Source organism: Rhizobium sp. BK060, from assembly GCF_014193145.1.
Lineage (GTDB): Bacteria > Pseudomonadota > Alphaproteobacteria > Rhizobiales > Rhizobiaceae > Rhizobium.
Map to the genome: position 1 here is coordinate 1 of NZ_JACHYW010000016.1, position 23,857 is coordinate 23,857.

Consider the following 23,857-nt stretch of genomic DNA (forward strand, 5'->3'; position numbering starts at 1 on the left):
GTCCAACAGCGAAAACACGCTGTCGCTGACCTTCAACTACACGGCAACGGATTCGGATGCCGACACGGCGTCGAACACGTTCACGGTGAATGTCGTCGATGATGTGCCAGTTTCCACCGGCGCGATCATCAACATATCGATCGACGAAGACATGGCAGGTTCTTCGATCACAGGCAGCCTTGAGGCTCTGGTCTCGACCGGCGCCGATGGCGTCGGACGGTATGGCGTCGACTTGAACACTCTCTCCCCGAGCCTGACTTCGCTGACCTCAAACGGCGTCGCACTCGCCTATACGGTGGTCGACAACACCTTGATCGCCAAAGCTGGCTTGGCGACGATCTTCACGTTCGCCGTCAATGCGCAGACAGGAGCCTATACCTTCACGCAGGTGGGTGCGCTCGACAATGTCGATAGACTGTTGATCAACGGTCACGCGATCACCCCGGCTACGGCGCTTGACACCCCCGGTTCCCATTTCGCGCTTGCGGACGTGGGAGGCAGCAATCTCGCCTTCGAAGGCCGATTGGCCGACGGCGACGCAATTATCCGCGTCACCAACGACAGCAACACGGACCGGACCTGGACCCTCGACAACCACAGCGCAGGACCGGACTACGTCCTCAACATTCCGGCGCACACCACCTGGTATGTGAATGTCGGCAATGTCGCCGACAGCACGAAGTTCGATCTCGACGGAAGCGGCGCTCCGAACGGCAATACAGTGGTCAACCCGGGCCACGGTGACAATATCGTCGCCATCGATAGCGACACGTCCTTGGCCCTCGATCTTTCTTCGACGGTGACGGTGACCGACGGCGACGGCGACAGCGTCGCGCTCAACGGTCAGCTGATCGTCACGATCAACGACGACGTGCCGGTTGCCACCGGCGCGGCTCAGACGGTTACCCTGTCGGAAACGGCCCTTCCGGTCGTCGACGTCGATTTCGCCAGCTTAAACATCAATATCGGCGCCGACAGCAAGAATACCCATATAGAGATCGGCAGGGATGGTAATGGAAATCCGATCATCAACAACGACCTCACCTCCGACGGCGTGCCTTTGGAATACCTCGTTCGCACGGCGAATGGCGTCGATCAGGAAATCGTTGCGTTCAAGGCCGGCGATACGGCCGATCATCCGGTCTTCATCGTCAGCGTCTTGCATCCCGGCAGCTTTGCCGCGACGCTCTTCCAGAACCTCGATCACCCGGCTGACAGCGACAATATCTCGCTGAACCTCGTCGCTCGCGTCTTCGACGGCGATGGCGACTACGTCGACCAGCCCTTGACCATCAATGTTGCCGACAGCGCTCCGACGCTGGTTGCCAACACGACGGTGTCCGGCGACGTCGTGGAAGGTGGCTCGACGCTTGAAACGCACAGCTTCGCGTCGGGTGCGGTCAATCTTGCCATCCCGGACGTCAGCACGATCACCTCGACCATCACGGTACCCGCTGGTGGAAGTATTCACGACGTCAACGTGTCGATCGATCTCACTCACACGTTCATGGCAGACCTTGAGATCACGCTGATTGCCCCGGATGGCACGAGGGTTCGGTTGGTTGACGACAATGGCGGAGGTGGAGACCCGAACGGCACCATCAAGTTCGACGACGAAGCGGCAAGCTTCTTTACCGCTGCCACCCAGCCATATGCCGGTACATGGCGTCCGGCGATCGACCAGCTTTCCCTGTTTGACGGGAAGAGTATGGCGGGAACCTGGACGCTGGAAATAAGGGACGATCTTGGGGCCGATGTAGGCACCCTGCGCAACTGGAGCCTCGAGATCGAGGCCAGCCACGATGTATCGTCTGACACTATCGATCTTTCCTCGCTGGTTTCCGTTGGTGCTGACGATGCCAACGGCGCGGCGGTATTCGCGCTGAAAACCATCGCAACCGCGGAAAATCTCGGCACGGTTACAGCCGGCGGCCAGCAGGTGAAGGTGATTTCCGACGGAACCACACTGACCGGTTATGCCGAAGGTGCGCCGGCAACGCCGCTCTTCACCCTGACGGTTTCGGCACATGGCACGGCGACCTTCACAATGCACGGCGAGTTCGATCACGCCGCCGGCAGCGATAATCTTTCGCTCGATCTCAGTGCCTATGTTCAGGCGTTCGACGGCGACCACGATGCAGTGACGCTCGGCACCGGCCAGTTCGTCATCAATGTCGCAGACAGCTTGCCGACGGCAATCGATGTGGCTGCAGCCATGTCGGAGAACGAGAGCAAGAGCATCACATTGACCGAAGGTACTCACTACACCTTCGGCGCCGATGTGACTGGCGCTGCTCTTTCCCTCGGCACGCCGAGCTACACCGGGGTTCCCGCTGGGCTCGTTCTGGGTACACCGTCGATCACGCTCGGCGCTGACGGCCACACGATCTCGATTGTCCCTGGCACGGCCTTCGACGGCCTGCCGGCGGGCCAGACCGCGGTCCTGCACATTCCGTACACCGTGACGGACGGCGATCACGACGCGGTCACGAAGGATATTGCGGTCACGATCACCGGCACCAACGATGCGCCGGTTGTCAGCGGCGCCGTCACTGGCGCGGCGACAGAGGATGGCACAGGCGCCACGCTTGACGCGCTTGCCAGTGCAAGCGACGTCGACGCCGGCACGATCCTGTCGGTCACCGGCGTGCCGGGTACTCTGCCGGCCGGCGTGATCTACGATGCGGCGACGCATTCCTTCACGCTCGATCCGAGCCATTCGGCCTACCAGTCGTTGGCATCGGGCCAGACGACGACGGTCACGGTGAACTACGGCGTCTCCGACGGCACGGTCTCGACGCCTGCTTCCGTCTCCTGGACGGTGACCGGCACCAACGATGCGCCGACTGCGGTCGTTCTGTCGAACAGCGCGGTCAACGAGAATGCAGCCGGCGCGGTGATCGGTACCTTGACAACGACGGATCCGGACGCGGGCGCTACTCATAGTTACACGGTCTCGGACAGCCGCTTCGAAGTGGTAAACGGCGTTCTGAAGCTGGTAAACGGTGTCTCGCTGGACTATGAGGCCGGCCATACGGTCAACCTGACCGTGACAGCGACGGACCAGGGCGGCTTGTCGAAGCAGCAGGCCTTCACGATCCAAGTCGGTGACGTCAACGAAGCTCCGGTCATCACCTCCGGCACGACCGGCAGCGAACCGGAGAACACGGCGGTTTCCAATGTCGTGTATCAAGCAATCGCGAACGATCCGGAAGGCGCAACGCTGATCTACAGCCTGACGGGCGCGGACGCGGCGCTGTTCAACATCTCGTCAAGCGGCGCGGTTACATTCAAGTCCTCGCCGAACTTCGAGGCGCCAGCGGATGCGAACCACGACAACGTCTACAGCATCGTGGTCAACGCCGGCGACGGCGTGAACCCGGGGGCGACGAAAGCCGTTGCCATCTCTGTAACGGATATTAACGAAGCACCTTCCATCACGTCAGGCGCGACAGGAAGCGAAGCGGAAAACACCGCAACGTCGAACGTGGTGTACCAGACGGTTGCAAACGATCCTGAAGGCGCGGCTCTGACTTACAGCCTAACGGGCGCGGATGCTGATCTGTTCAACATCTCCTCGACCGGCGCGGTTACGTTCAAGTCCTCGCCGAACTTCGAGGCGCCGGCGGATGCGAACCACGACAACGCCTACAACATCGTGGTCAATGCTAGTGACGGCGTGAACCCGGCGGCGGCGAAAGCTGTTGTCATCTCAGTGACCGATGTCAACGAGTTAGCAGGCAACGCTAACACCTATGATATCGGTAAGAGTGCTGGTGCCAACGCGGCCACGGCGCTGAATTTGAATGACAGTGCATACGTATATGTCAAATCGAATGATCCCGACATTCAGGACGCATCAACGAGTTCTTCCATCACGATCAGCGCAAAGACGCAGCAGGGAGAATATGATTACTATAAGTTTGTTGTGACCGAAAACGGGACAAAGGTCGTTCTCGACATTGACCATTCGAACTTCGACAACAGCCTAACGCTATTTAAAGCTTCGGGACCGCCAATCGCCTCCACTGATGATGCCGGTGGCGATGCGGGTTCGACGGGAAACCTGGACGCAGCAATTGTCGCAACGCTAGATGCGGGCACCTACTATGTCCGCGTGTCTGAATATTCGTCTGGAAACGCGTATGACCAATTCAAGAACTCGAGTGGTCAATACGAACTCCATGTATCGTTCACTAAGCCGAATGGCGACCCCATCATCCTCGACCTCGACCACAACGGCGTCGCCCTCACGTCCCTCGACAATGGCGTGCAGTTCGACATCAATGTCGACGGTCACAAGGATCAGATCGCCTGGACGGCCGGCAGCGACGGCATCCTGGCGCTCGATGTGGATGGCAACGGCAAGATCGACAATGGCAGCGAGATCTTCTCGCCGCACTTTGCCGGGGGTACATATGTCGACGGCCTGGCGGCGCTGGCAACGCTCGACAGCAACCATGACGGCAAGATCGATGCGGCCGACGCTACGTTCTCGAAGCTCACCGTCTGGCAGGACCTGAACCACAACGGCATCACCGACAGCGGAGAGCTTTCGAGGCTGGCGGATCATTCGATCAGCAGCATCTCGCTCGATGCGACCGCCTCCAACTCGGAGATCAACGGCCAGTCGATCCTCGCCGATGGCAGCTACACCCTGACGGACGGCTCGGCCGGTCACTTTGTCGAGGTTGCCTTCGACACGACGCTTGGCGACAGCGAAAATGGCAGCAATGCCTATTCGCTCATCGGCAACGATGGCGATGATACCCTGTCGGGCAGCGGCGGCATGTTCACGATATCGGGCGGGGCAGGGGCTGACACCTTCGTCCTCGATGCCGATGCCCTGAACGACGTCAAGCTCGCCGACGTCATCACCGACTTCAAGGCAGGCGAAGGCGATACCCTCGATGTCTCGAAGCTCCTCGACAGCCTGCTCGGCCACGAGGCAACCGAGGCGGAAGCACTCGCCAGCATCAAGACGACGGTCAGCGGCACGGATACCGTGGTCAGCGTCAACGCCAATGGCGGCTGGCACGACGTGGCGGTTCTCCAGAACACCACGGAAGCGGTCAAGATCCTGTTCGACGACAAGCACGACACAACGACGGCACCGCACGTCGGCTGACGTTCGGACAAACCGGCAAAAGAAGAGGCGCCCTCCGGTGCCTTTTCCGTTTGGTATCAGCTCAGGGAGCTTCGTCTTACCGCCGCTGCACGCCATTTCGTCGGCTGCAGACGGATGTGATTGAAGTCCGGTGGCCCTCGAAGGCCGTGCCCGACGGCGTCAATGATATTCGCGTACCCTCTGCCGAGAAAGAGGCTTCGGCTAGCGGCTGGCGCACATGCGGGTGCCAACATCCTGAGCGTTCTCGACGATCGAAAGACGCCGAGCTCGTTGACGCGAACAACAACGAAAAGGGCGCCTCTCGGCGCCCTACCTTCGTTCTTGTGGCTCCTGTCAGCTCATGCGGCAGGCAGCCGCGACATCGGGATGGCGTCTTCGCTCTCGCCGCCGCGCTCCATCGCCATTTCGTCGGCCAATTGGCGGATGTGGTTGAAGTCGGTCGCTCCCTCGAAGACCGCGCCGCCGAGGCGTACGCCGATCGTCATCGGCGTGCCTTCGGCCGAGAAGGAGGCCTCGGCCACGCGCCGGCGGATACGCGTGCCGACATCCTGGGCATTCTCGACCGTCGCGCCGGGAAGAAAGACCCCGAGCTCATTGGAGGCGAGGCGGGCAACAAGATCGCCCTTTCTGACCGACGACTGGATGATTGCGGCAAGCGACTGCATAACCGTGTCGGCCCATTGCGGACCGTATCGCCGGTTGATCTCGTCGAGCGTATCGATGACGACCGCGATCATCACACCGCCTGCATCGGTCGCGATTCGCTTGCGCCGGTCGATGTAGTGTTCGACGGCAGCCGCAAAGGCCGTGCCGTTCAGCGTCTTGGTCACGCTGTCGTGGCGCGCAGTATAGTTAACCGTTTCCTGCAGTTTCCGGAGCTCGCTGACCTTGAGCTGCAAGGTCAGAAGCAGCGGAAATGCAACAAGAAGTGAAATTAAGCCCGCGCCGGCAAATCCTACCAAAAATGGTCGATCCGGCGCGATAAGGTTTAAGATAAGTAAAACGCCGACGGATCCAGCCGCAAAGCAGACAGCGCCGAGGGTGGCGATCCGAAGAGCTGAAACGATTGTGGCGGAAGAGTAACGCTGGCTGAAATTCATCGCGGTTCATGTCCGTTTGAAAGTAATGCCAGATAAACAGGTTCGGGCAAAGCCCCCGTTAAAAAATCCTGTAAAATTCTCGCTTTAGGCAGTTGTCCACCGCGATTAACTGTCTTGGCAGGAATGCTCGAAGTCGCGATTGGAATGTGGAAAGATTGGTGTTACTTACTTGCTAAAGAAAATCTTTGGTATACGGGTACGCCGGGTGAATCTGTGATGTTGAGGGGCATCGATCTTGTTTAAAGGCAAAAGAATTTTTGCAGCATTGTCTGCTACGGTTGCTTTAAGTTTTTCGTTTTATGCTGATGCCAATGCAATATCTCTGCAGCAGGCCATCGAAAAGACGATGAAAACGAATCCGCAGATCTTGCAGGCTGCGAAGGATCGTGAAGCTGTCGAGTTTGAACTTCGCCAAGCGCGCGGTTTATACTTGCCATCGGTAGATCTGGAGAGCGGAATCGGGCGTCGTCGGCTGTCGAATGCCAGCTCCGGTTCGCTGAGAGATGATAATGACTATCTGTCGCCGAGCGATGTTGGTCTTACGATCTCGCAGACACTTTATGATGGCGGCAGCCGCCGCGCTCAGGTCGAGCAGCAGGCTTCGCGCGTCGATGGCGCCTCCTTTCGGGTCCTTGAACGCTCTGAGTCGCTCGCCCTCGAAGTGACGCAGGACTATCTGGAATACGTGCTCCAGAACCAGATCGTGGCCGCTGCCAAGCAGAACGTCGCCTTCCACACGCAGATGGTCGGCGATATCGACGAGAGCATCAAGGGCGGCGCCCTGACGGACGCTGATCGCCTGCAGGGCAGCGAGCGTTTGCAGGCCGCCAAGGCGCGGCTGCGTGAAGCGCTCGAAGAGCTCGAGCAGACGAAGATCCGCTTCCTTCAGGTCGTTGGCGAGCCGATCACCAATGCGCAGACGCCGCCGTCGGTCGGCAAGTTCGTGCCGAAGACATTGAACGACGCGGTCTTTGTTGCTGGCAAGAACAGCCCGCGCATCTATTCGGCCAATGCGGATGTCAACGCAGCCGATGCCGGCGTTCGCGGCGCGCGCGCCAACTTCCTGCCGAAGGTCAACCTCGAAGGCACGGCCCGAGTCGGCAACGATATCGATGGCGATGAAGGCAACACCAACGACTACCAGGTCCGCGTCGTTGCCCGCTGGAACCTCTACCGCGGCGGCATCGATGTCGCCCGCGAGCAGGAGCAGATCCGCCGCGCCGGCGAGCAGCGCTATAATCTCGCCCAGGTCCAGCGCGAAGTCGAGCAGTCGGTCCGTTCCGCCTGGAACGAACGTGTCAGCCGCGGCGAGCTTTCCGGCATCCTGAACAAGCAGGCCTCGATCAACAACCAGCTCGTCGGTTCCTACCGCGAGCAGTTCAAGGTTGGTCAGCGCTCGCTGCTCGATGTGCTCGATGCGCAGAACACGAAATTCAACACTCAGGTTCTCGCCGATACCGCGCGCGTTGCCTCGCAGTTTGCCGAGTACAAGATCCTGGCGGCATCGGGCAATCTGCTTCAGACGATGAAGCTGAAGCCAGTCGATCAGTCCAAGCCTTATGCGCGGGAAGAGTTTGCTGTCCCCGCGAGTGTCGCGAATCCTGGATATGTCGAGCTTGATTCCCATCAAAAGGCTGGCATGCCCCTGGATCTCCTAGCGCCAATTCGACAGCAGTAGTCGAGATGGCCATGGAACAATGCTGAACGTAGCACTCGAGACTTCCAGCAGCACATCGCTGCAGACATTCAAAGCCGCGTTCAAATCCGTGGCTGCGTTCTATGGCCGACCAAGCTCCGACACGGTCCTCTTCTCCGGTCTTCCGGATGAGGTGACCGAGTCGCTTGAGGTTGACGATGTCGAACGCATGGCCGAGCGCATCGGCCTGCAGGTGATCAAGCATCAGGAGCGCGAATGCCGCCAGGGCAATTTCGATTGCCCGGCGATCGTCGCGTTTGCCGATGGCAGCGTGCTGCCGCTGCTCGAGGTCGCCGAGGACGGATCCTACGTCACGGATATCGTTCCGATTGCCGGCAGTCCGATCCGCCTGACGCGCGAAGAATTCCTGGCGCTGAAGCCGCAATTGGCGTTTGCCTTTACGCTTTACTATCAGAACGCCTCGGAGGAGGCGCTGGTCGGCAATGCCGTGGAGATCGAGAAGCGGCATTGGCTGGCGACGACGCTTGCGCCTTACTGGCGCACCTATCTACGCGTCATGGTCGCGGCGCTCTTCATCAACCTGATTGCCCTCGGCTCGCCACTGTTCACGATGAATGTCTATGACCGGGTGCTGCCGAACAAGGCGATCCCGACGCTCTGGGTGTTGGCCGCGGGGATCTCGCTTGCCTATATCTTCGACTTCCTCCTGAAGACGGCGCGGTCGTCGCTCATCGATTATGCCGGACGCAAGGCCGATCTGCGCCTGTCGCAGTTGCTCTTCGACAAGGTGCTGAATTCCACGCTCGCCTCGCGGCCGATGTCGACAGGCGAATATGCCAACCGTGTGACGCAGTATGAATTCGTTCGCGAGTTCTTCACTTCGAACACGATCGGCGTACTGATCGACAGCCTTTTCGTCTTCATCTTCCTGGCAGTTATCTATCTGATCGCCGGCTGGCTGGTGGTCATCCCGGCCGTGGCATTCGTGCTGTCCGTCGTCATCGGCCTCTACGCGCAGGCGGCGATTGGCAAGCGCATGGCGACTGCCGCCAACGAGGCCTCGCGCCGCCAGTCTCTGCTGGTGGAGACGATCTCGACCATCGAAACGCTGAAGAGCCTGCGCGCCGAAGCGACGATGCTGCGCCGCTGGCAGGAGCTAAGCAAGTATTCGAGCCGCACCAGCGAGGATATCAAGCATATCTCGACGAATGCCATCAACATGACGATGTTCATCCAGCAGATGGTGAGCGTCCTGATCGTGATTGCCGGCACCTACGAGTTCTCCGAGGGTCGCATTGCGATGGGCGCGATTGTCGCGACCGTCATGCTGGCGAGCCGTGCCGGCGCACCGCTTGGCCAGATCGCCATGACGCTGGCGCGTTTCCGCCAGGCGACCATGTCGCTACGCATCCTCGACAAGATCATGGAACAGCCGGACGATCGCCCGTCCACGGTCGGCTTCGTCAACAGGGAGATCACGCGCGGCGCCTTCAGTTTCCAGGATGTGTCCTTCCAGTATCCGGGCTCGGACTATCCCGTAATCAACAAGCTGTCCTTTACCGTGCAGCCGGGCGAACGGATCGGCATCATCGGCCGCATCGGTTCCGGCAAGACCACGCTCGGCCGCTTGCTCGACGGGCTCTTTAGCCCCTCGGGCGGCCGCATACTGATCGATGGCGTCGATATCCGCCAGTATCACATGGCCGAGGTGCGCTCGGCGGTCGCCGTGGCCGGCCAGTCGTCCGATCTCTTCTCGGGAACGGTCAAGGAAAACCTGCTCATCGGGCGCGCCGACGCGACCGATGAGGATCTCCTTGAAGTCGCCCGCATGACCGGCGTCGACGAATTCGTGGGCAATCATCCGCGCGGTTTCGACATGCCGGTCGGCGAACGCGGCACCAATCTCTCGAGCGGCCAGAAGCAGGCGCTGACGATCGCCCGTCTGCTGCTCACCAAGCCGAAGATCGTATTTCTCGACGAGCCGTCCGGCGCCATGGACCTGGCCACCGAGCGCAACCTGATTGCGCGCCTGTCGAAGGCGATCAGCCGCGACACCACGCTGTTGATCGCCACCCACCGCTACAGCATGCTTGAGCTTGTCGACCGTCTGATCGTTGTCGACAAAGGCCGGATCATCGCAGATGGGCCGAAGAATGCCGTCATCGAGGCTATGCAGCGCAAACCGGCGGGGGCACAGCCATGAGCCTCAGCAATCGTCACGACAATCCTCCGCTTCTCGCCCGTGGCATTCTGGCGTTGGTGGCCCTCGTCATTGCCAGCTTCATCGCCTGGGCGGCGATCGCTGATATCAACGAGATCGCCCGCGGCGAAGGCAAGGTCATTCCGGTGTCGAAGACGCAGATCATCCAGTCTTCGGAGCCCGGCGTCGTCCAGCAGATCGCCGTCGTCCTCGGTCAGGTTGTCCGAAAGGGCCAGCTGCTCGTCCAGCTCGACAACACGACGACGACGTCCACCCTTGGTGAATCCGTTGCCAAGGCACGCGCGCTCGGTGCCAAGGTGGCCCGATTGAAGCTCGAGGAAGCCGGTCAATACGATACGCCGTTCATTTGCCCGGAAGAGATTTTGGCCGTCGCCAAGGATGTCTGCGCAAACGAGGAGCAGCTTTTTGCTGCAGATCGTGCCAGCTACCAGAACAAGCTCGGGGTGCTGAAGGAACGGGTTCGCCAGCGCGAAAACGAACTGAGCGAAGCGCACGCCAATATCGACCGGCTCGAGCAGAATATCGATGGCGCCCAGCGGCAATACGATCTCATCAGCCCGCTGGCGAAGAAGAAGCTGGTTGCCCAGACCGAAGTCCTGAAGACAGAGCGCGACCTGACCGACCAGCAGGGCCAGCTCAAAGTCTATCAGGAGAGCATCGACCGACTGCAGGCGGCCGTGCAGGAAGCCAAGCTGCAACTTGGCGACCTTGCCCTCGAATTGCGCCAGCAGGCGCTGACGGACAAGGCGCAGGCGCTGGCCGAGCTCTCGGTCGTCGACGAGACCATTCGCGGCGCGTCTGACCGCGTCAAGCGCACCGACATCCGCTCGCCCGTCGACGGCATCGTCAACACGCTGGAGGTCAACACCATCGGTGCCTACGTGGATCCCGGCCGCGTCATTGCCGGTATCGTGCCGACCGCCGATACGCTGCTGGTCGAAGCCAAGATTTCGCCGCGCGATGTTGCCTTCGTGCGTCGCGGCCAGCCGGCCGTCGTCAAGATCACGGCCTACGATTTCTCGATCTTCGGCGGCCTCGAGGGTATCGTCGAGAACATCTCGGCCGACAGTCTCGTGGAGAAGGAAAAGGGTGAGACCTACTATCTGGTGCAGGTCAAGACCGACAAATCTGCCCTGGAGCGTGACGGCAAGTCCTATCCGATCATCCCCGGCATGGTTGCCTCGGTCGAGATCATGACCGGCAACAAGACGGTGCTCAGCTACCTGATGAAGCCGATCAACAAGGCGCGCAGCGAAGCGCTGACGGAGCGATAGGATGCTGATCGTCAAGCCAGGCAGCAATGCACTCTCCGAGCTTGAACCGATCGATGAGCCTTTGCCGGCCATCGGCGCCGATGAGATCGAGCCGCGCTTCCGCGCTGTCGTCGGCCGCGGCGGCGAGCGACGTGGCATCCGCCTCGAACGGATCTACTGGGATGGCCTCGGCCGCATGTCGTCGGCCGGCAAGATGAGCACTGCCGACCTCGTGCACTATACTGCCTCGCAGATGCCCGAGCCCGGCAACCTCGCCTCGCTGCTGCGCGTCCTGAGCTTCAAGTGGGCGCTGCGCCGGCTGGATACCGTCGAGGACGCCTCGTCGATGGTAAATGTCAACGCCATCATTCAGGCGTCGCCGTCACCGACCATCCTGGTGACGCAGGAAAAGAAGATTCAGCTCTTCAACGATCCCTTCCTGACCATGCTGCGCCAGCGGCTTCCACTTGGTGATGCCGCGCAATTGACGAAGAGTTTGCGGTTCTCGATCGACACGCAGATCGACGAGGCCATCGCCACGCTCTATCGCAACCGCGGCAAGACGCTGAACACCGGCTTCACCATTGCCGTCGGCTCGGCCTCAATGAAGGGGCAGATCAATCTGGCGCTGGCGCCAACGCACGAGAAGTCGATGCTGATTGGCTACATCTCGCGCTACTGATCGCGCGTATCTGCGATTGGAAGGCCGACCGAACTGCAGCGCTTGGAATTTGCCACAAGGTAGGCTTCCACTTGGAGTCCCTGTAACATCGTGACGGTGGCTTATGGCGGGACTTGCGATGCGATGATGGTGCCAGTTGGATTCAGGGAGGGTGTCTCCTTCGATGAAACGAGACAGAATTGGAACGGCACTGGCGCCCGGCCATTGGTATGGTCGGCTTGGTATCCGGTTGGAACGGCGGCGTTAGTAGCTGTTTCAACTGAGCCTTCATGGTTTAGGAGAAGACTGGTTGCTCGTGATGCGCCACTTCGGTCGTCTGCTAAACCTCTCGCCTTGGTGTTGTTGTCACATGGAAGCGGGGCGAGCACCGCGGCGCTGGCGTGGCTTGCGTACCGGTTGGCACAACGGGGCTATGTGGCCTTGGCCGTAAATCACCACGGTCACACTGGCGCTGAACCATCTCGAGCGGAAGGATTTCTATGTCTAGGGGAGCGCGAGAGATCTTAGCGTGCTCTTGAGCGAGCCGTCATGGCGGCTCGCTTTAGGCGGGACGATTGCCGATCGCGCCAATGTCGCTGGGTTTTCCGCTGGTGCTTATAGCGCGATGCTTATCATGGGTGCGCGGGTCGCCTACTCCCAATTTGAACCGGGTAATCCCGTCAAGACCCCAATCTGGGGTCCGAGAGAGTTCCCCAATCTCGCTAATCAACTGCAAGTGCTTCAGGCCAATCCGATTTTCCGGGAGTCATGGGAACGGAGGCATGGCGATTATTCCGATGCCAGATTCCGAAGCGCTGCTGTGATTGCGCCCGGCCGTGCGGTGTTGTGTCTTGCTGCGGTGAGTTTGCAACGCATTCGGAATCCCATTCAGATATTTGGGGGAGATGCGGACACGGTGGCTCCTCCAACTGACTGCTGCGAATGGTTGCATAACAATGTGGCCGGTAGTTCACTCGAAGTTCTCAGCGGCGGAGTAGGTCACTACACTTTCCTGCCAGAAGGGTCGGAAACCGGAGTGAAGGCCGATCCAGAGCTATTCCACGACAAACCGGGCGCCAAGCGAAGCGCGATACACAAGCATGTGGCGCGCAGTATTGCGAACTTCTTCAACCGCGCCTGATAGTTGGAGTTCTTGCGACGATGTCGCCGCCCAAACGCCGGTGGCGGTGGCGCACTCTCGCTGTCCCGCTTTTTTAGCGTCTCAGAACGCCACGCCTTCGCCCGGAGCTACCTTTTCCAGCGGCATTGCGGAGGCGACCTGCTTGGCGCCGGTGCGCGTTCCGTGGAGGTAGCCCCTGCCGTCCGCAATCGAGTAGAGCGGCACGTAGTCGGGCAGCTTCGTATCGGGCAGAACCTCGTCGCGCATGTTGTCGAGGATGAAGCGATTGCCGTTGACCGCGACGGAAAGCACCGCATGGTAGAAGTGCCGTTTCTGATCGAAGAGCACAACGACGGACATGTCCTTGAGATCGATGCCTTCGGCGTGTAGGGCCGCCATCTTCAGGATCGCGAAATCTTCGCAATCGCCCTGCTGGCGCGAGAGCGTTTCGGCGGGCGTCGCCCAGTAGTCGGCCACCTTGTAGGTATCGATGTCGCGGCTGTAGCGGATCGTGTGGTTGATGGTGACATTGACCGCGTTCAGCTTGTCGCGGATCGAGGATTGCGAGGTCTTAGTGAAGGCAACCTTGATCGCGGTCGCGGCCTCGGAGCATTTGCCGGCGCTGCAGTCGATTGCCGTTCCATCCGTCATTTCCGACAGGGAGGGTGCGAACTTCTTCAGAGCGGCGAGCCGCTTGAAGGGAATGGCGACGGTTCCGAATGCGGCGCTGCCGGTCGGCACAGCAATCGCCGGACGCGCGGCTGGCTGCTCCGGTGCGACGCTCTCCTTCACCCAGCCGGCCGGCTCGGGCTGCAGCGAGCGCGTCAGCGCAGCAACGTCGATGGTGCCGATGGCGTTTGTCGCTAGGCTGAGGAGGTTGGCGACACCACCAAGGGTCAGCGCGCGGGCGGTATCCGCAGCGAAGTCAACGGAGTACATTGCACCTGACATCCGGGAAGACGGAAGTGTGGAGGCCGACGAAATATTCGGCGAGAACGCAAGGGAGAATGCAGAGAAAGCAAACGCGGCGATACTGCTTATTTTTAAACTGCGCTTCATGGATCGTCGTCTCTCGGTTGGTTGAGAGAAACGTACAAAACAGCTATAAAAATCAGGTATTTAAGCGTGGATAAGGTCGGTATAAATTATCCATTCAAAAGAACATAAAAGTTTAGTGCGTCCGTCAACCAAGTTTGGGCGAAGGGTTTGCCTTCCCGTTTTGCCTGTGCAGATATGAAATCCTGCCAAAAGGCCGGAAGAGGCCGCGATTGCGAGAGTGGGGGAACAGGTGACAGTGCAGTCAATCGAGCCGGTGCAAGGCTCGCATGGTTTACGCTCGACACGGCAAGTGTCGCCTTCGAAAGACGTCGGTTCCCTGAAATTCGTCAAGTCCGTTCTCGCAATGTCGATCGTCGTCGCCTTCGGCGTGCTTGCGGGTTGCCAATCCGACGTCGATGGCGTCGCCAAGCACGTGAAGACCAACGACATCAAGGCACCGTCGAGCGAGGTCGACGAGACCTTTGGAGAAACCGGAGCGGAGATCACGCTGCTGCTGCCCAAGGGCGCGACGGGCATCTACGAGGGCACTGCGCGTGACGTGCGCGACGGCGCGGGCCTGGGAGTCGGCGAACTCGGCGGCAACCAGGTCTTCGTCAAGGTTGTCGACGTGGCTTCCGGCGCCCCTGCTGCCGCGACTGCAGTCAGCGCTGCCAGAGCGCGTGGTTCCGTGCTTCTTGTCAGCTATGCATCGCCGGCCGTCACTTCCGCTGTTGCAGCGATTCCGGCTGACCAGCGACCGCCTTTGCTCAATCTCGGCGCGCCTGTGCCGCCGACATCCGGAAATGTCTACAACTTCGTTTCCGATGAGATCGACAGCGCCATCGAAGGCGTGCGGGCAGCTTCTGCCAGCGGCCATAAGAAGGTGCAGGTTTTCGCACAGAGCGACTTTCCGGCTGTGGACGAGGAACGGCTGGCAAGCGCCATCCGCGCCGGCGGCGGTACCTATCTGGGCCTTGCCCGCTACGATCTGACCGATGCTGCCGCCGCTGATGCGGCCAAGAGAGCCAGCGCCAATCTGCAGAACGCCGACACCGTGCTTGTTCTGGGGAAAACGGTAATCACGACGACCGTTGCCGGCGCCGTGAAAGCCAGCGGCAAGGCGAACGTCACCTTCGTCGGCACCAACGCCTGGCCGCCGCAGACTTACTCGGATCCCTCGGTGGCCGGCACGGTGATCGCCATGGTCGAGCCCGAAGGCGCGACGCTGATCGCCGAGCGCTACCAACGGCACTACAAGCGCACGCTCTCCACCGATGCGGCTTATGGCTACGACGCTGTGGCCGTTGCCTCGGGCATTGTCCGGACAAAGGGGCCGGAGGGAATGAACGCGCAGAACCTGACGAGCAAGGTCGGGTTCCGCGGCGTGACCGGGCTCTTCCGGCTGACGCCCGCCGGTACGGTGGAGCGCAAGATGGGCCTCTATTCCCTCAGCGGCGGCAAGCTGAACCTGCTGGGCGCTGCGCCGGCATCGTTCTGAGTATCCAGCAGTTGCAGTCTAAGGCCGTGCCGACGCGAAGAAAGGCTCTGGGCTTTCCACTTCGATGAGCCGTCGGCGCTCGATCTGCCAGAACCGGTTGCCCACGGCGCGCACGAAGCTGCGGTCGTGGGAAACCACGAGGCAGCTCGCCTGATGGTCCATGAGCTCACCCTCCAGCGCTTCCTGCCCGTCAATGTCGAGATGGTTCGTCGGCTCGTCGAGCAGGTAGAAGTTCGGCTCCGTCAACCGCAGAACCAACATGCCGAGCCGCGCCTTCTGACCGCCCGACAGCCGCCCGACGGGACGCGACTGCATGCCGATGGTCATGCCGGCACTCGCCAGCAGCGCCCGCGCCCGCTGATCGCCGACGTCGAAACGGCGGATGATCGTCTCCATCGGCGTGTCCTTGTCCTTGAGGTCGGCAAGCGCCTGGTCGCTGTAGCCAAGTACCAGCGAGGGGGTGGCCTTGATGCCGTCCTGCGCCGTCTCCGCGTTGCCGATCGCCTTTCGCAACATGGCAATCAGCCGCGATTTGCCCGCGCCGTTCTCCCCGAGCAGCACGATCCGGTCACCCTGGCAGATGAACTGCTTGCCGGTCCGGAACAGCGGCGTGCCATCCGGCGTGCGGACCTCGGCGTCGTGGAGTGTCACCAGTACCTTGGCATGCGTGCTGCGGTTGGCGAGCTTGATCGCCCCGGCCGATCGCTCGAGATGGGCGGGCTTGGCCGCATCCTCCAGCTTCTCGGCGCGCTGCTTCAACTGCTTGGTCTTGACCACCAGCAGGTCGCTGCCGGAGTTGATGCCGATATTGTTGAGCTTCGCCGCCTGCTTGCGCAGCTGCTCGGCCGTCTTCATGTCGCGTTCGTAACGTCTCCTGTCGGCCGCATCCGCCTCGTCGAGTGCCGCCCGCGCCCGGCTGAAGGGCAGGGAAAAGACCTGTGATTGCTCCGGCCGTAGAAAGAGCGTGCGATTGGTGACGGCATCGAGGAAAGCGCGGTCGTGGCTTGAGATGATAACGGGCACATCGCGGGGCAGCGCATTGAGCCAATCCTCGAGTGCGGCTATCTTGCCGAGATCGAGGTGGTTGGTCGGCTCGTCGAGCAGCAGCGCGTCCGGCTCCATCACCCAGGTGCACGCCAGCATCGCCAGCCGCTGCCAGCCGCCGCTGAGCTGCCCGACCGGGCGGCTGCGCAAGGTTTCCGGCACGTCGAGCGAATCCAGCACGATGTCGACGCGCCAGCTTTCGTTTGCCTGCTGATCGGCGGGCAGCGCCTGCAGGACGGCATCGTGGAACGGCACGTCAAGCAGCCTGGTCGGTACGTCCTGTTCGACACAGCCGATCGTCAGCCCACGCGACCGCGTGATGTCACCATGCGTTGCTTCGAGCGCGCCTGAAATGCAGCGCAGCAGCGTAGACTTGCCGCGGCCATTCGCGGCGACGAGCCCGAGGCGGTCGCCCGCATTGATGACGAGGTCGAGCTTGGCAAAGAGCGGTGCGCTCAGGGTGACACCGAGATTACGGATATTGATAAGGGTCATAATCTTGCTCTGGTCTTGCCGAGCGATCACACGGGCGAGGGCATGCAGCCTTCATCGCATGCGTGTGCTCAAGCTCGGTGGATGATAGTTGCAGCCGAACTGAATGCCCGAACTGCTGCCACGAGGGGCAGACCAGGAAGAGAGTTTGTGAGAAACGGTCTCTGGTCAGCCCTGCAAACGCATCTGCAGGGCGTTGACTGGGCCACGCTGCCGGTTGAACCGGAAATAGAAATTTTGCACGCGACCCTCCTTTCTCTTTGAGTGCATAGGAGAAATAGCATCGCGCATGCAGAAATGCAACCGAAACGGTTGCATCAGGCCTCCTTCAGAAACGCCGTGCGCAGTACGAACCCTTGCCGTCGGCCGGATGCCACGCAGCTTTACGAGCCTAACTTGCACAGGGCAGTTTGGCTGCTATAAGCCCCTCGATCAGCAAATTCTTGCTTTCAGGAGAAGACCATGGCAGGCGGCGGCGACGAATACGTTTATGACGAAGTGACGGGTGAATGGCGTCCGGCTTCGGAACCGGCTGCCGCCGGGCAGGGGACTAGCGAGGTTCGAGATGCTTCCGGAAACGTCCTCAAGGATGGCGATTCCGTCACCCTCATCAAGGATCTGAAGGTCAAGGGGGCCAATCAGACCCTGAAGCAGGGTACTGTCATCCGGTCGATCCGGTTGACGGATAACCCTGAAGAGATCGACTGCCGCCACGACACAATCAAAGGCCTTGTCTTGCGCACGGAGTTCGTGCGCAAGCGTTGAGTGGCGTGATTGGCGGAGGACTATTGGGCATGGGGCAGGATGAGGGCGGCAGCGTCCTTTCCGGTCAGCGCTTCAAACTCCCCAGGATACCGCGCACCAGTGCCCGGCCGACCTGTGTCGCGACCGTACGAGCGACGCTCTTCATCGCGGCTTCGACGACCGTCTCGCGCTGGTAGCCGGACGAGCGGGCGCGACCCTCGGTGTTGCTCTGCTGCTCGTTGTCGTCATCGCCGAAGCCGGGCAGCGTCCAGCGGCCCGAGGCACTGCCCTCGGTCGGCTGCGTCGGCTGTGCCTGCTTGGCTGCGTCGGAGTCGGACGCCTTCTTGGCGCGTGCCGCTAGGATCTCGAAGGCGGATTCGCGGTCGAGATCTTCGTCGTAGACGCCGAGCACCGGGCTCTTGTCCATCACCTGCTGGCGCTCCGGATCGGTCAACGGACCGACGCGGCCTGACGGCGGGCGGATCAGCGTCCGCTCGACGATCGAGGGCGCGCCCTTGGCCTCCAGCGTGGACACCAACGCCTCGCCAGTGCCGAGCGTGGTGATGACGGTGGCGCAATCGAAGGTAGGGTTGGGACGGAAGGTGTCCGCGGCCGTCTTCACTGCCTTCTGCTCGCGCGGGGAATAGGCGCGCAGCGCGTGCTGGACGCGGTTGCCGAGCTGCGCGAGTACGGTCTCCGGCACGTCTAGCGGATTCTGCGTCACAAAATAGACGCCGACGCCCTTCGAGCGGATGAGGCGCACGACCTGTTCGACGCGTTCAATCAGCACCTTCGGGGCGTCGTTGAAGAGGAGATGCGCTTCATCGAAGAAGAAGACGAGGTTCGGCTTCTCGGGATCTCCCACCTCAGGCAATTCCTCAAAGAGTTCGGAGAGCAGCCATAGCAGGAAGGTTGCATAGAGCCGCGGGTTCATCATCAGCTTGTCGGCGGCGAGCACCGAGATCTGGCCATAGCCGCGGTTGTTGGTCCGCATGATGTCGGTGATCTTGAGTGCGGGTTCGCCGAAGAAATGCTCCGCGCCCTGTTGTTCCAGCACGAGCAGGCCACGCTGGATCGAGGCGACCGACGACTTCGAGATCAGGCCGAACTGGCTGGAAAGCTCCGTCGCGTTCTCCGCCATGTAGTTCAGCAGCGAGGAGAGGTCCTTGAGGTCGAGCAGGGGCAGGCCGCCCTGGTCGGCGATCTTGAAGGCGATGTTGATGACGCCTTCCTGTGGCTCGGAGGCATCCATCAGGCGCGCGAGCAGCAACGGCCCCATTTCGGCGATCGTGGTGCGGACGCGATGGCCCTTTTCACCGAAGAGGTCCCAGAAGATGACCGGGAATTGGTCGAATTCGTAGTCGTCGAAGCCGATCTGCTCGGCGCGCTTGGTGAGAAAATCCTTCGGCTCGCCCTTGGCGGCGATGCCCGAGAGGTCGCCCTTGATGTCGGCGCAGAAGACAGGTACGCCGGCCTTCGAGAAGCCCTCGGCGAGCACCTGCAGCGTCACCGTCTTGCCGGTGCCGGTGGCGCCGGTCACCAGGCCGTGGCGATTCCCGAATTTCAGGTCGAGATATTCCGGCTTGTTGATGCTGTCGTCCGGATTGCGGCTGACGCCAACGAAAATCTTGCCATCCTCGAGCATTTCGAAAATTCTCCCTGCGGCCGTCGGCGCCGATTGCGTCAAAATGCGGAGCATGGTTTTCCGCACGGTCATTGTAATATCGCCTCTCTGTTATAAGCAGGGAGTTCAGTGCGGACAACTGTCTGCATTAAAAGGAAAAGTGGGATAAAGCCTGCTTCCGCGGCGCGCGGCTTGAGTTGCTCCGCGAGTTCGATTAACGTTGACGTTAACGTCAAAAATAGGAGGCTGACAATGAATGAAATCGTAGACCAGATCGCCGCGCGTGTGGGTATCACTCCAGAGGTGGCCGAAAAGGCGGTGGGCATGATGCTCGGCTTCCTGCAGCGTGAAGCGGCAGACGGTCCGGTCGCCAAGATGATCGAGGCCATTCCGGGCGCGTCCGATCTCGTCGCCAAGTACAACGGCGAGGGCAATGGCAATGGCGGCGGGATCCTCGGTAGCATCATGGGCGCGCTTGGCGGCGGTGGCATCATGGCGCTCGGCCAGCAGCTGATGTCGGCAGGCCTCGGCATGGCCGAGATCACGACGCTTGCCAAGGAAACCATCGCGGTCGCTGAGCAGCACGCTGGCAAGGAAGTCGTCGACGAGGTTGTTGGCTCGGTGCCGGGTCTCAGCCAGTTCGTCTGAGCGACAAGTCAAGACTTTCGGCGGGCGGGCTTGCTCTCGCCCGTTTGCGTTTGTAGCTATGGCGTTACGCCGAGCAAGGTCAGCCAGGTTTGCGACCGGTCGCTGGCGGCCTTGCGCCCGGCATCGTCAAGCGCGCGAGGCCCGCAGTAACGCTCGATGTTGGTCCGGTCGGCGTCGTTGATCTGAGGATTGCGCGATGCGGCGATAACCTGACGCCAGGCGCAGCCAAGAACGGGCTCGACAACGATGCCTTTGTTGCAACCGGTGCTCAGGCAGAAAGAGACTTTCCGCTGACTTTCGATGCGGCCGGCGATCGCATCGGCGTAAAGGCCGGTCCAGGCCGCACGAATTTCTTCGCAGCGCTCGGCGGCGTCGCTTTGGTGGCAACTGATTTTCGGCACATAGCTGTCCGCAGGCGGCCAGTCGGCAACCTCGGCGAGGCTGACGCATCCACAGGCAAGAAGAGCTGCGGCAATCAACTGCAACATCGGGCTCCTTTGCTTGGCGCAAACGGCAAGAGAATCACGCGAGACAAGCTCAAGGATTTCTTTACTCGCTGAAGGAGCATTTCTGAAGCGTCATTGCATCAGGTTCGGCAAGGCAAGCTGTCAATGCTTGCTCTTCGTTTCCCTTGCCAGCTGAAGGATGACGTCGTCAGCCGCGTCGGCCAGTGCCATCGCGATTTCAGCCGCCTTCCATCCCCGCTTCTCACCGTTGCGGATGAGTTCGAAGAGGATGGGCTCGAACTCCGACCGGCAAGTCTCCATACGTTGATCGGAAATCGAACGATTCTTAGACAAATGAGTATCTGCCATGTCAATACCCCAAAACCCTCAAGATAGATTTAGCAAGGCGGTGGAAGAGCGCAAGTAAATATATTAATCGAGCTTTAACAATTTCGACTAATATATACTTTATTCGCTAAATGATAGAAAAACGCAAGAAGGGCTCGTCGGGGTTGGACGAGCCCCGCCTTCTTTGTCGCATTGGAATAGCAACGCGGTCAGCAGGAAAAGCTTCACCGTACAAGCTGGGAGGGTCAACGCATCCATATTTTGTATAGCGTACCGTAAATGTGCTGCGATGGATCACGCCAACACATTCATGATACAATATTTCCGCTCGTCATGCGGGAAGCATCGCGAAATTCCTTTCCGCTTTACTTTAGTTAAAAGTGCATTTCTGAAATTACTTTCGGTCATGGTTGTGGATGATCACACCCAGTTCGTGCCATTCTCGGCCATCGCGCCGGATGAGATTCTCGGCGCAAGACGGACCCATGCTCCCCGGTGCATAGGCCTCCGGGGTTTCACTGCTTTTCGCCCATATATCGAGGAACGGCTGCACCGCCGCCCACCCGGCTTCGATGCCGTCGGCGCGCTGAAACAACGTCTGGTCGCCGATAAAGAGATCATAGAGAAGTGACTCGTATCCAGTCATCTTGCCGATGTCGAATTTGTCGGCATAGCGGAAGTCGAGCGAGACGGGGACGGTGTCGACGGAAAGGCCAGGCGACTTGATTGAGATCTCCATGCTCAGCCCTTCATCCGGCTGCACCTGGATGACCATCTTGTTTGGCGGCAGGTTGCGCTGGACATCTGTCTCGCGAAACTGCGCGAAGGGCACTTGCCGGAAGGTTATGACGATCTCGGTATCGCGCGCCGTCATCGCCTTGCCGGTTCTGAGATAGAATGGCACGCCCGCCCAGCGCCAAGAGTCCACATAGAGCTTCAGCGCCACGAAGGTTTCGGTGTTGCTGTCGGGCGAGACGTCCTTCGTCTCCCGGAACGCCGTGATATCGTTGCCATCGAGCTTGCCGGCCGTATAGGCGCCGCGTACGGCATGGGCAACTGCTTCCTCTGGCGTGTAGATGCGCAGCGCGCTCAGCGCCTTGCTTTTTTCTGTACGGATCGCTTCCGCACCAAAGCCGTTCGGAGCCTCCATCGCGATCATTGCCAGTAACTGGAACAGGTGATTGGGGACCATGTCGCGCAGCGCGCCGGTGGCGTCATAGAATTTGCCGCGGGTGCCGACGTCGACCGTTTCTGCGGCGCTGATCTGCACGTGGTCGATATAATTGTTGTTCCAGAGGGCTTCGATCATCATGTTGGCGAAGCGGGCGGTGAGAATGTTCTGCACCGTTTCCTTCCCCAGGAAATGGTCAAGACGATAGACTTGGCTCTCTGAGACGTTGCCGAGGATGCGGGCGTTCAACGCGCGGGCCGAGGCGAGGTCGGTGCCGAACGGCTTCTCGATTGCAATGCGCCGGAAGCATCCATCGGCCTCCCTGGTCAGCCCATGCGCGGCAAGCTTTTCGACCAGCGGTCCGAAGAACTGCGGCGGCACGGCGAAATAGAAGGCGGCGTTGCAGCTCGTCAGGTGCTTCTTGATTTCGAGGAATATTTCGTCCCGCGTGAAATCGCCTGAAACGTAGGAAATGCGCTGGCGCAGCCGCCGCCATGCCTCGTCCGTCTCCGGTCGGATCGGATCGCTCAGCCCCGCGAGGAAGCTATCCAGCCGCGCTACCAGCGAAGCGTCGTCGCCAGGGTCTATCCCGACGCCGAGAATCTTCAGGTCGTCACCGACCAGCCCGCTTCGCGTCAGATTGATGATCGCCGGTATCAGCAGGCGCCGCGTCAGGTCGCCGGTGGCGCCGAAGATGACAAGTGTGGCTGGCGGAATAGGTGCGGCGTCCATGAAGGTCTCCTCGCTGTTCCCGTCGACTATAGTGCATGCTGGTGCGGCGACAAGCAGCAGCATGCCGCTCGCCCATTGCAGGGTAATGTCAGCCGAGCTAGCCGCCGTCCTGTTGGTTAGCCCTGGCGCCTTGGCACAACCGCCCCTTAGCCCTTGACGGCCACCATGAAGATCCGCGGGAACCGCAGCAAGACGCGACCGTCCGACATCTTCGGGTAGGCCTTTTCAACGCGGCCGAGATAGTCTGCCAGGAATGCTTCACGGTGCTCTTCGCCGGCGTGATCAAGATAGGGCCTGAAGCCCGTTCCCTTGACCCATTCGACGATCGCCGCGGCATCCGCCATGGGATGGTTGTAGGCGGTATGCCAGATGTCGACGCGGGCAGCCTTGCCGATGAGCCGGCTGTAGTAGGTCGACGGTGGTGGCAGCGACTGACGGCGAACGCTTTTGGCTTCGAAGGCGGCTTTCCAAGGCCCGGCGTGTGCCGTCTCCTCCATCAACAGATGCGTGGGCTCGGTGAGATTGTCAGGCATCTGCACCGCCAGCACACCGCCTGGCGCAAGTCCGTCCATCAAGCGATCGAAAATGTCGAGATGGTTCGGCAGCCATTGGAAGACGGCGTTTGCAAAGAGCAGGTCTGCCGGTTCGCTCGGTTGCCAGATGGCAAGGTCGGCCTCGACGAAGGGCGTGCCGGGCATACGCTTGCGGGCGGCTTCCAGCATATTCAGGTCGCTGTCCAGGCCGGAAACGCCGGTTGCCCCGAAGCGCTCGACAATCAGCTCCGTCGAATTGCCCGGCCCGCAGCCGAGATCCACGGCGTGACGGACGCGCTCGAGCGGCACCTGCGCCAACAGATCGCGTGCAGGGCGCGTGCGTTCATCCTCAAATTTGACATACTGGCTGGCAGACCATGCCATGGGTCTTCTTCCCTG

General features: G+C 60.6%; 17 protein-coding genes. 9 read left to right on the plus strand and 8 right to left on the minus strand.

What is annotated here, in order from left to right; genetic code table 11:
• Nucleotides 1–5,128 (plus strand): proprotein convertase P-domain-containing protein (locus FHT71_RS18165; RefSeq protein WP_183721289.1); only part of this gene is annotated, 5,128 nt, incomplete at its 5' end.
• Nucleotides 5,129–5,466: 338 nt separating this feature from the next.
• On the opposite strand, the gene FHT71_RS18170 is transcribed toward FHT71_RS18165, so the two are convergent.
• Complete coding sequence (locus tag FHT71_RS18170) at nt 5,467–6,090, minus strand: GGDEF domain-containing protein (RefSeq protein WP_244423722.1); 624 nt, start codon at nt 6,088–6,090, stop codon at nt 5,467–5,469.
• A 454-nt stretch (nt 6,091–6,544) separates the two neighbouring features.
• Between FHT71_RS18170 and FHT71_RS18175 the strand changes: the two genes are divergently transcribed.
• The 5 genes from FHT71_RS18175 to FHT71_RS31750 all read left to right on the plus strand — a co-directional run bounded on the left by FHT71_RS18175 (nt 6,545) and on the right by FHT71_RS31750 (nt 13,161).
• Nucleotides 6,545–7,906 (plus strand): TolC family outer membrane protein, encoded by a 1,362-nt coding sequence (locus tag FHT71_RS18175; protein ID WP_037081881.1) that lies wholly within the window; start codon nt 6,545–6,547, stop codon nt 7,904–7,906.
• Between the two features lie 19 nt (nt 7,907–7,925).
• Nucleotides 7,926–10,088, plus strand: a complete 2,163-nt coding sequence (locus FHT71_RS18180) for a type I secretion system permease/ATPase (protein ID WP_007789234.1) — start codon at nt 7,926–7,928, stop codon at nt 10,086–10,088.
• Nucleotides 10,085–11,380 carry an HlyD family type I secretion periplasmic adaptor subunit gene (locus tag FHT71_RS18185; RefSeq protein ID WP_007789232.1) on the plus strand — a complete coding sequence of 432 codons (1,296 nt, stop codon included), beginning with the start codon at nt 10,085–10,087 and terminating at the stop codon, nt 11,378–11,380. Before FHT71_RS18180 ends, FHT71_RS18185 begins: the two co-directional genes overlap by 4 nt.
• Nucleotide 11,381: 1 nt before the next feature.
• On the plus strand, nt 11,382–12,041 hold the full coding sequence (locus FHT71_RS18190; protein ID WP_132592176.1) for a ribbon-helix-helix domain-containing protein: 660 nt from the start codon (nt 11,382–11,384) through the stop codon (nt 12,039–12,041).
• A 508-nt stretch (nt 12,042–12,549) separates the two neighbouring features.
• Nucleotides 12,550–13,161: a hypothetical protein gene (locus tag FHT71_RS31750; protein WP_246699424.1), complete on the plus strand. Its 612-nt coding sequence runs from the start codon at nt 12,550–12,552 to the stop codon at nt 13,159–13,161.
• A gap of 81 nt (nt 13,162–13,242) precedes the next feature.
• Here FHT71_RS31750 and FHT71_RS18200 read toward each other — a convergent pair whose 3' ends face one another.
• Entirely contained in the window at nt 13,243–14,079 is an 837-nt protein-coding gene (locus FHT71_RS18200; protein ID WP_246699423.1) for a transglutaminase-like cysteine peptidase, read from the minus strand.
• Between the two features lie 349 nt (nt 14,080–14,428).
• Between FHT71_RS18200 and FHT71_RS18205 the strand changes: the two genes are divergently transcribed.
• Nucleotides 14,429–15,676 carry a hypothetical protein gene (locus FHT71_RS18205; RefSeq protein ID WP_183721295.1) on the plus strand — a complete coding sequence of 416 codons (1,248 nt, stop codon included), beginning with the start codon at nt 14,429–14,431 and terminating at the stop codon, nt 15,674–15,676.
• Nucleotides 15,677–15,694: 18 nt separating this feature from the next.
• On the opposite strand, the gene FHT71_RS18210 is transcribed toward FHT71_RS18205, so the two are convergent.
• On the minus strand, nt 15,695–17,215 hold the full coding sequence (locus tag FHT71_RS18210) for an ABC-F family ATP-binding cassette domain-containing protein (RefSeq protein ID WP_132592170.1): 1,521 nt from the start codon (nt 17,213–17,215) through the stop codon (nt 15,695–15,697).
• A gap of 459 nt (nt 17,216–17,674) precedes the next feature.
• Here FHT71_RS18210 and FHT71_RS18215 point away from each other — a divergent pair, with 459 nt between their 5' ends.
• Nucleotides 17,675–17,977, plus strand: coding sequence for an alkylphosphonate utilization protein (locus FHT71_RS18215; RefSeq protein ID WP_132592168.1), 303 nt, complete (start codon nt 17,675–17,677; stop codon nt 17,975–17,977).
• Nucleotides 17,978–18,041: 64 nt separating this feature from the next.
• Here FHT71_RS18215 and FHT71_RS18220 read toward each other — a convergent pair whose 3' ends face one another.
• On the minus strand, nt 18,042–19,601 hold the full coding sequence (locus FHT71_RS18220; protein ID WP_132592188.1) for a helicase HerA-like C-terminal domain-containing protein: 1,560 nt from the start codon (nt 19,599–19,601) through the stop codon (nt 18,042–18,044).
• Nucleotides 19,602–19,832: 231 nt separating this feature from the next.
• Here FHT71_RS18220 and FHT71_RS18225 point away from each other — a divergent pair, with 231 nt between their 5' ends.
• Nucleotides 19,833–20,228 (plus strand): hypothetical protein, encoded by a 396-nt coding sequence (locus FHT71_RS18225; protein ID WP_132592166.1) that lies wholly within the window; start codon nt 19,833–19,835, stop codon nt 20,226–20,228.
• Between the two features lie 56 nt (nt 20,229–20,284).
• Here the strand turns inward: FHT71_RS18225 and FHT71_RS18230 are convergent, their stop codons facing one another.
• The 4 genes from FHT71_RS18230 to tam all read right to left on the minus strand — a co-directional run bounded on the left by FHT71_RS18230 (nt 20,285) and on the right by tam (nt 23,842).
• Nucleotides 20,285–20,716 carry a hypothetical protein gene (locus FHT71_RS18230; protein ID WP_007789212.1) on the minus strand — a complete coding sequence of 144 codons (432 nt, stop codon included), beginning with the start codon at nt 20,714–20,716 and terminating at the stop codon, nt 20,285–20,287.
• A 120-nt stretch (nt 20,717–20,836) separates the two neighbouring features.
• On the minus strand, nt 20,837–21,043 hold the full coding sequence (locus FHT71_RS18235; protein WP_007789209.1) for a hypothetical protein: 207 nt from the start codon (nt 21,041–21,043) through the stop codon (nt 20,837–20,839).
• A 373-nt stretch (nt 21,044–21,416) separates the two neighbouring features.
• Entirely contained in the window at nt 21,417–22,925 is a 1,509-nt protein-coding gene (gene zwf / locus FHT71_RS18240; RefSeq protein ID WP_132592164.1) for a glucose-6-phosphate dehydrogenase, read from the minus strand.
• Nucleotides 22,926–23,071: 146 nt separating this feature from the next.
• Nucleotides 23,072–23,842 (minus strand): trans-aconitate 2-methyltransferase, encoded by a 771-nt coding sequence (gene tam, locus FHT71_RS18245; RefSeq protein WP_132592162.1) that lies wholly within the window; start codon nt 23,840–23,842, stop codon nt 23,072–23,074.
• Nucleotides 23,843–23,857 lie beyond the last annotated feature (15 nt).

Bases quoted from the DNA above. Each gene is read 5' to 3' on its own strand.
- FHT71_RS18180 (WP_007789234.1), top strand. From the start codon at position 7,926: ATGCTGAACGTAGCACTCGAGACTTCCAGCAGCACATCGCTGCAGACA.
- FHT71_RS18185 (WP_007789232.1), top strand. From the start codon at position 10,085: ATGAGCCTCAGCAATCGTCACGACAATCCTCCGCTTCTCGCCCGTGGC.
- FHT71_RS18190 (WP_132592176.1), top strand. From the start codon at position 11,382: ATGCTGATCGTCAAGCCAGGCAGCAATGCACTCTCCGAGCTTGAACCG.
- FHT71_RS18200 (WP_246699423.1), bottom strand. From the start codon at position 14,079: ATGTACTCCGTTGACTTCGCTGCGGATACCGCCCGCGCGCTGACCCTT.
- FHT71_RS18210 (WP_132592170.1), bottom strand. From the start codon at position 17,215: ATGACCCTTATCAATATCCGTAATCTCGGTGTCACCCTGAGCGCACCG.
- FHT71_RS18215 (WP_132592168.1), top strand. From the start codon at position 17,675: ATGGCAGGCGGCGGCGACGAATACGTTTATGACGAAGTGACGGGTGAA.
- FHT71_RS18220 (WP_132592188.1), bottom strand. From the start codon at position 19,601: ATGCTCGAGGATGGCAAGATTTTCGTTGGCGTCAGCCGCAATCCGGAC.
- FHT71_RS18225 (WP_132592166.1), top strand. From the start codon at position 19,833: ATGAATGAAATCGTAGACCAGATCGCCGCGCGTGTGGGTATCACTCCA.
- FHT71_RS18230 (WP_007789212.1), bottom strand. From the start codon at position 20,716: ATGTTGCAGTTGATTGCCGCAGCTCTTCTTGCCTGTGGATGCGTCAGC.
- FHT71_RS18235 (WP_007789209.1), bottom strand. From the start codon at position 21,043: ATGGCAGATACTCATTTGTCTAAGAATCGTTCGATTTCCGATCAACGT.
- zwf (WP_132592164.1), bottom strand. From the start codon at position 22,925: ATGGACGCCGCACCTATTCCGCCAGCCACACTTGTCATCTTCGGCGCC.
- tam (WP_132592162.1), bottom strand. From the start codon at position 23,842: ATGGCATGGTCTGCCAGCCAGTATGTCAAATTTGAGGATGAACGCACG.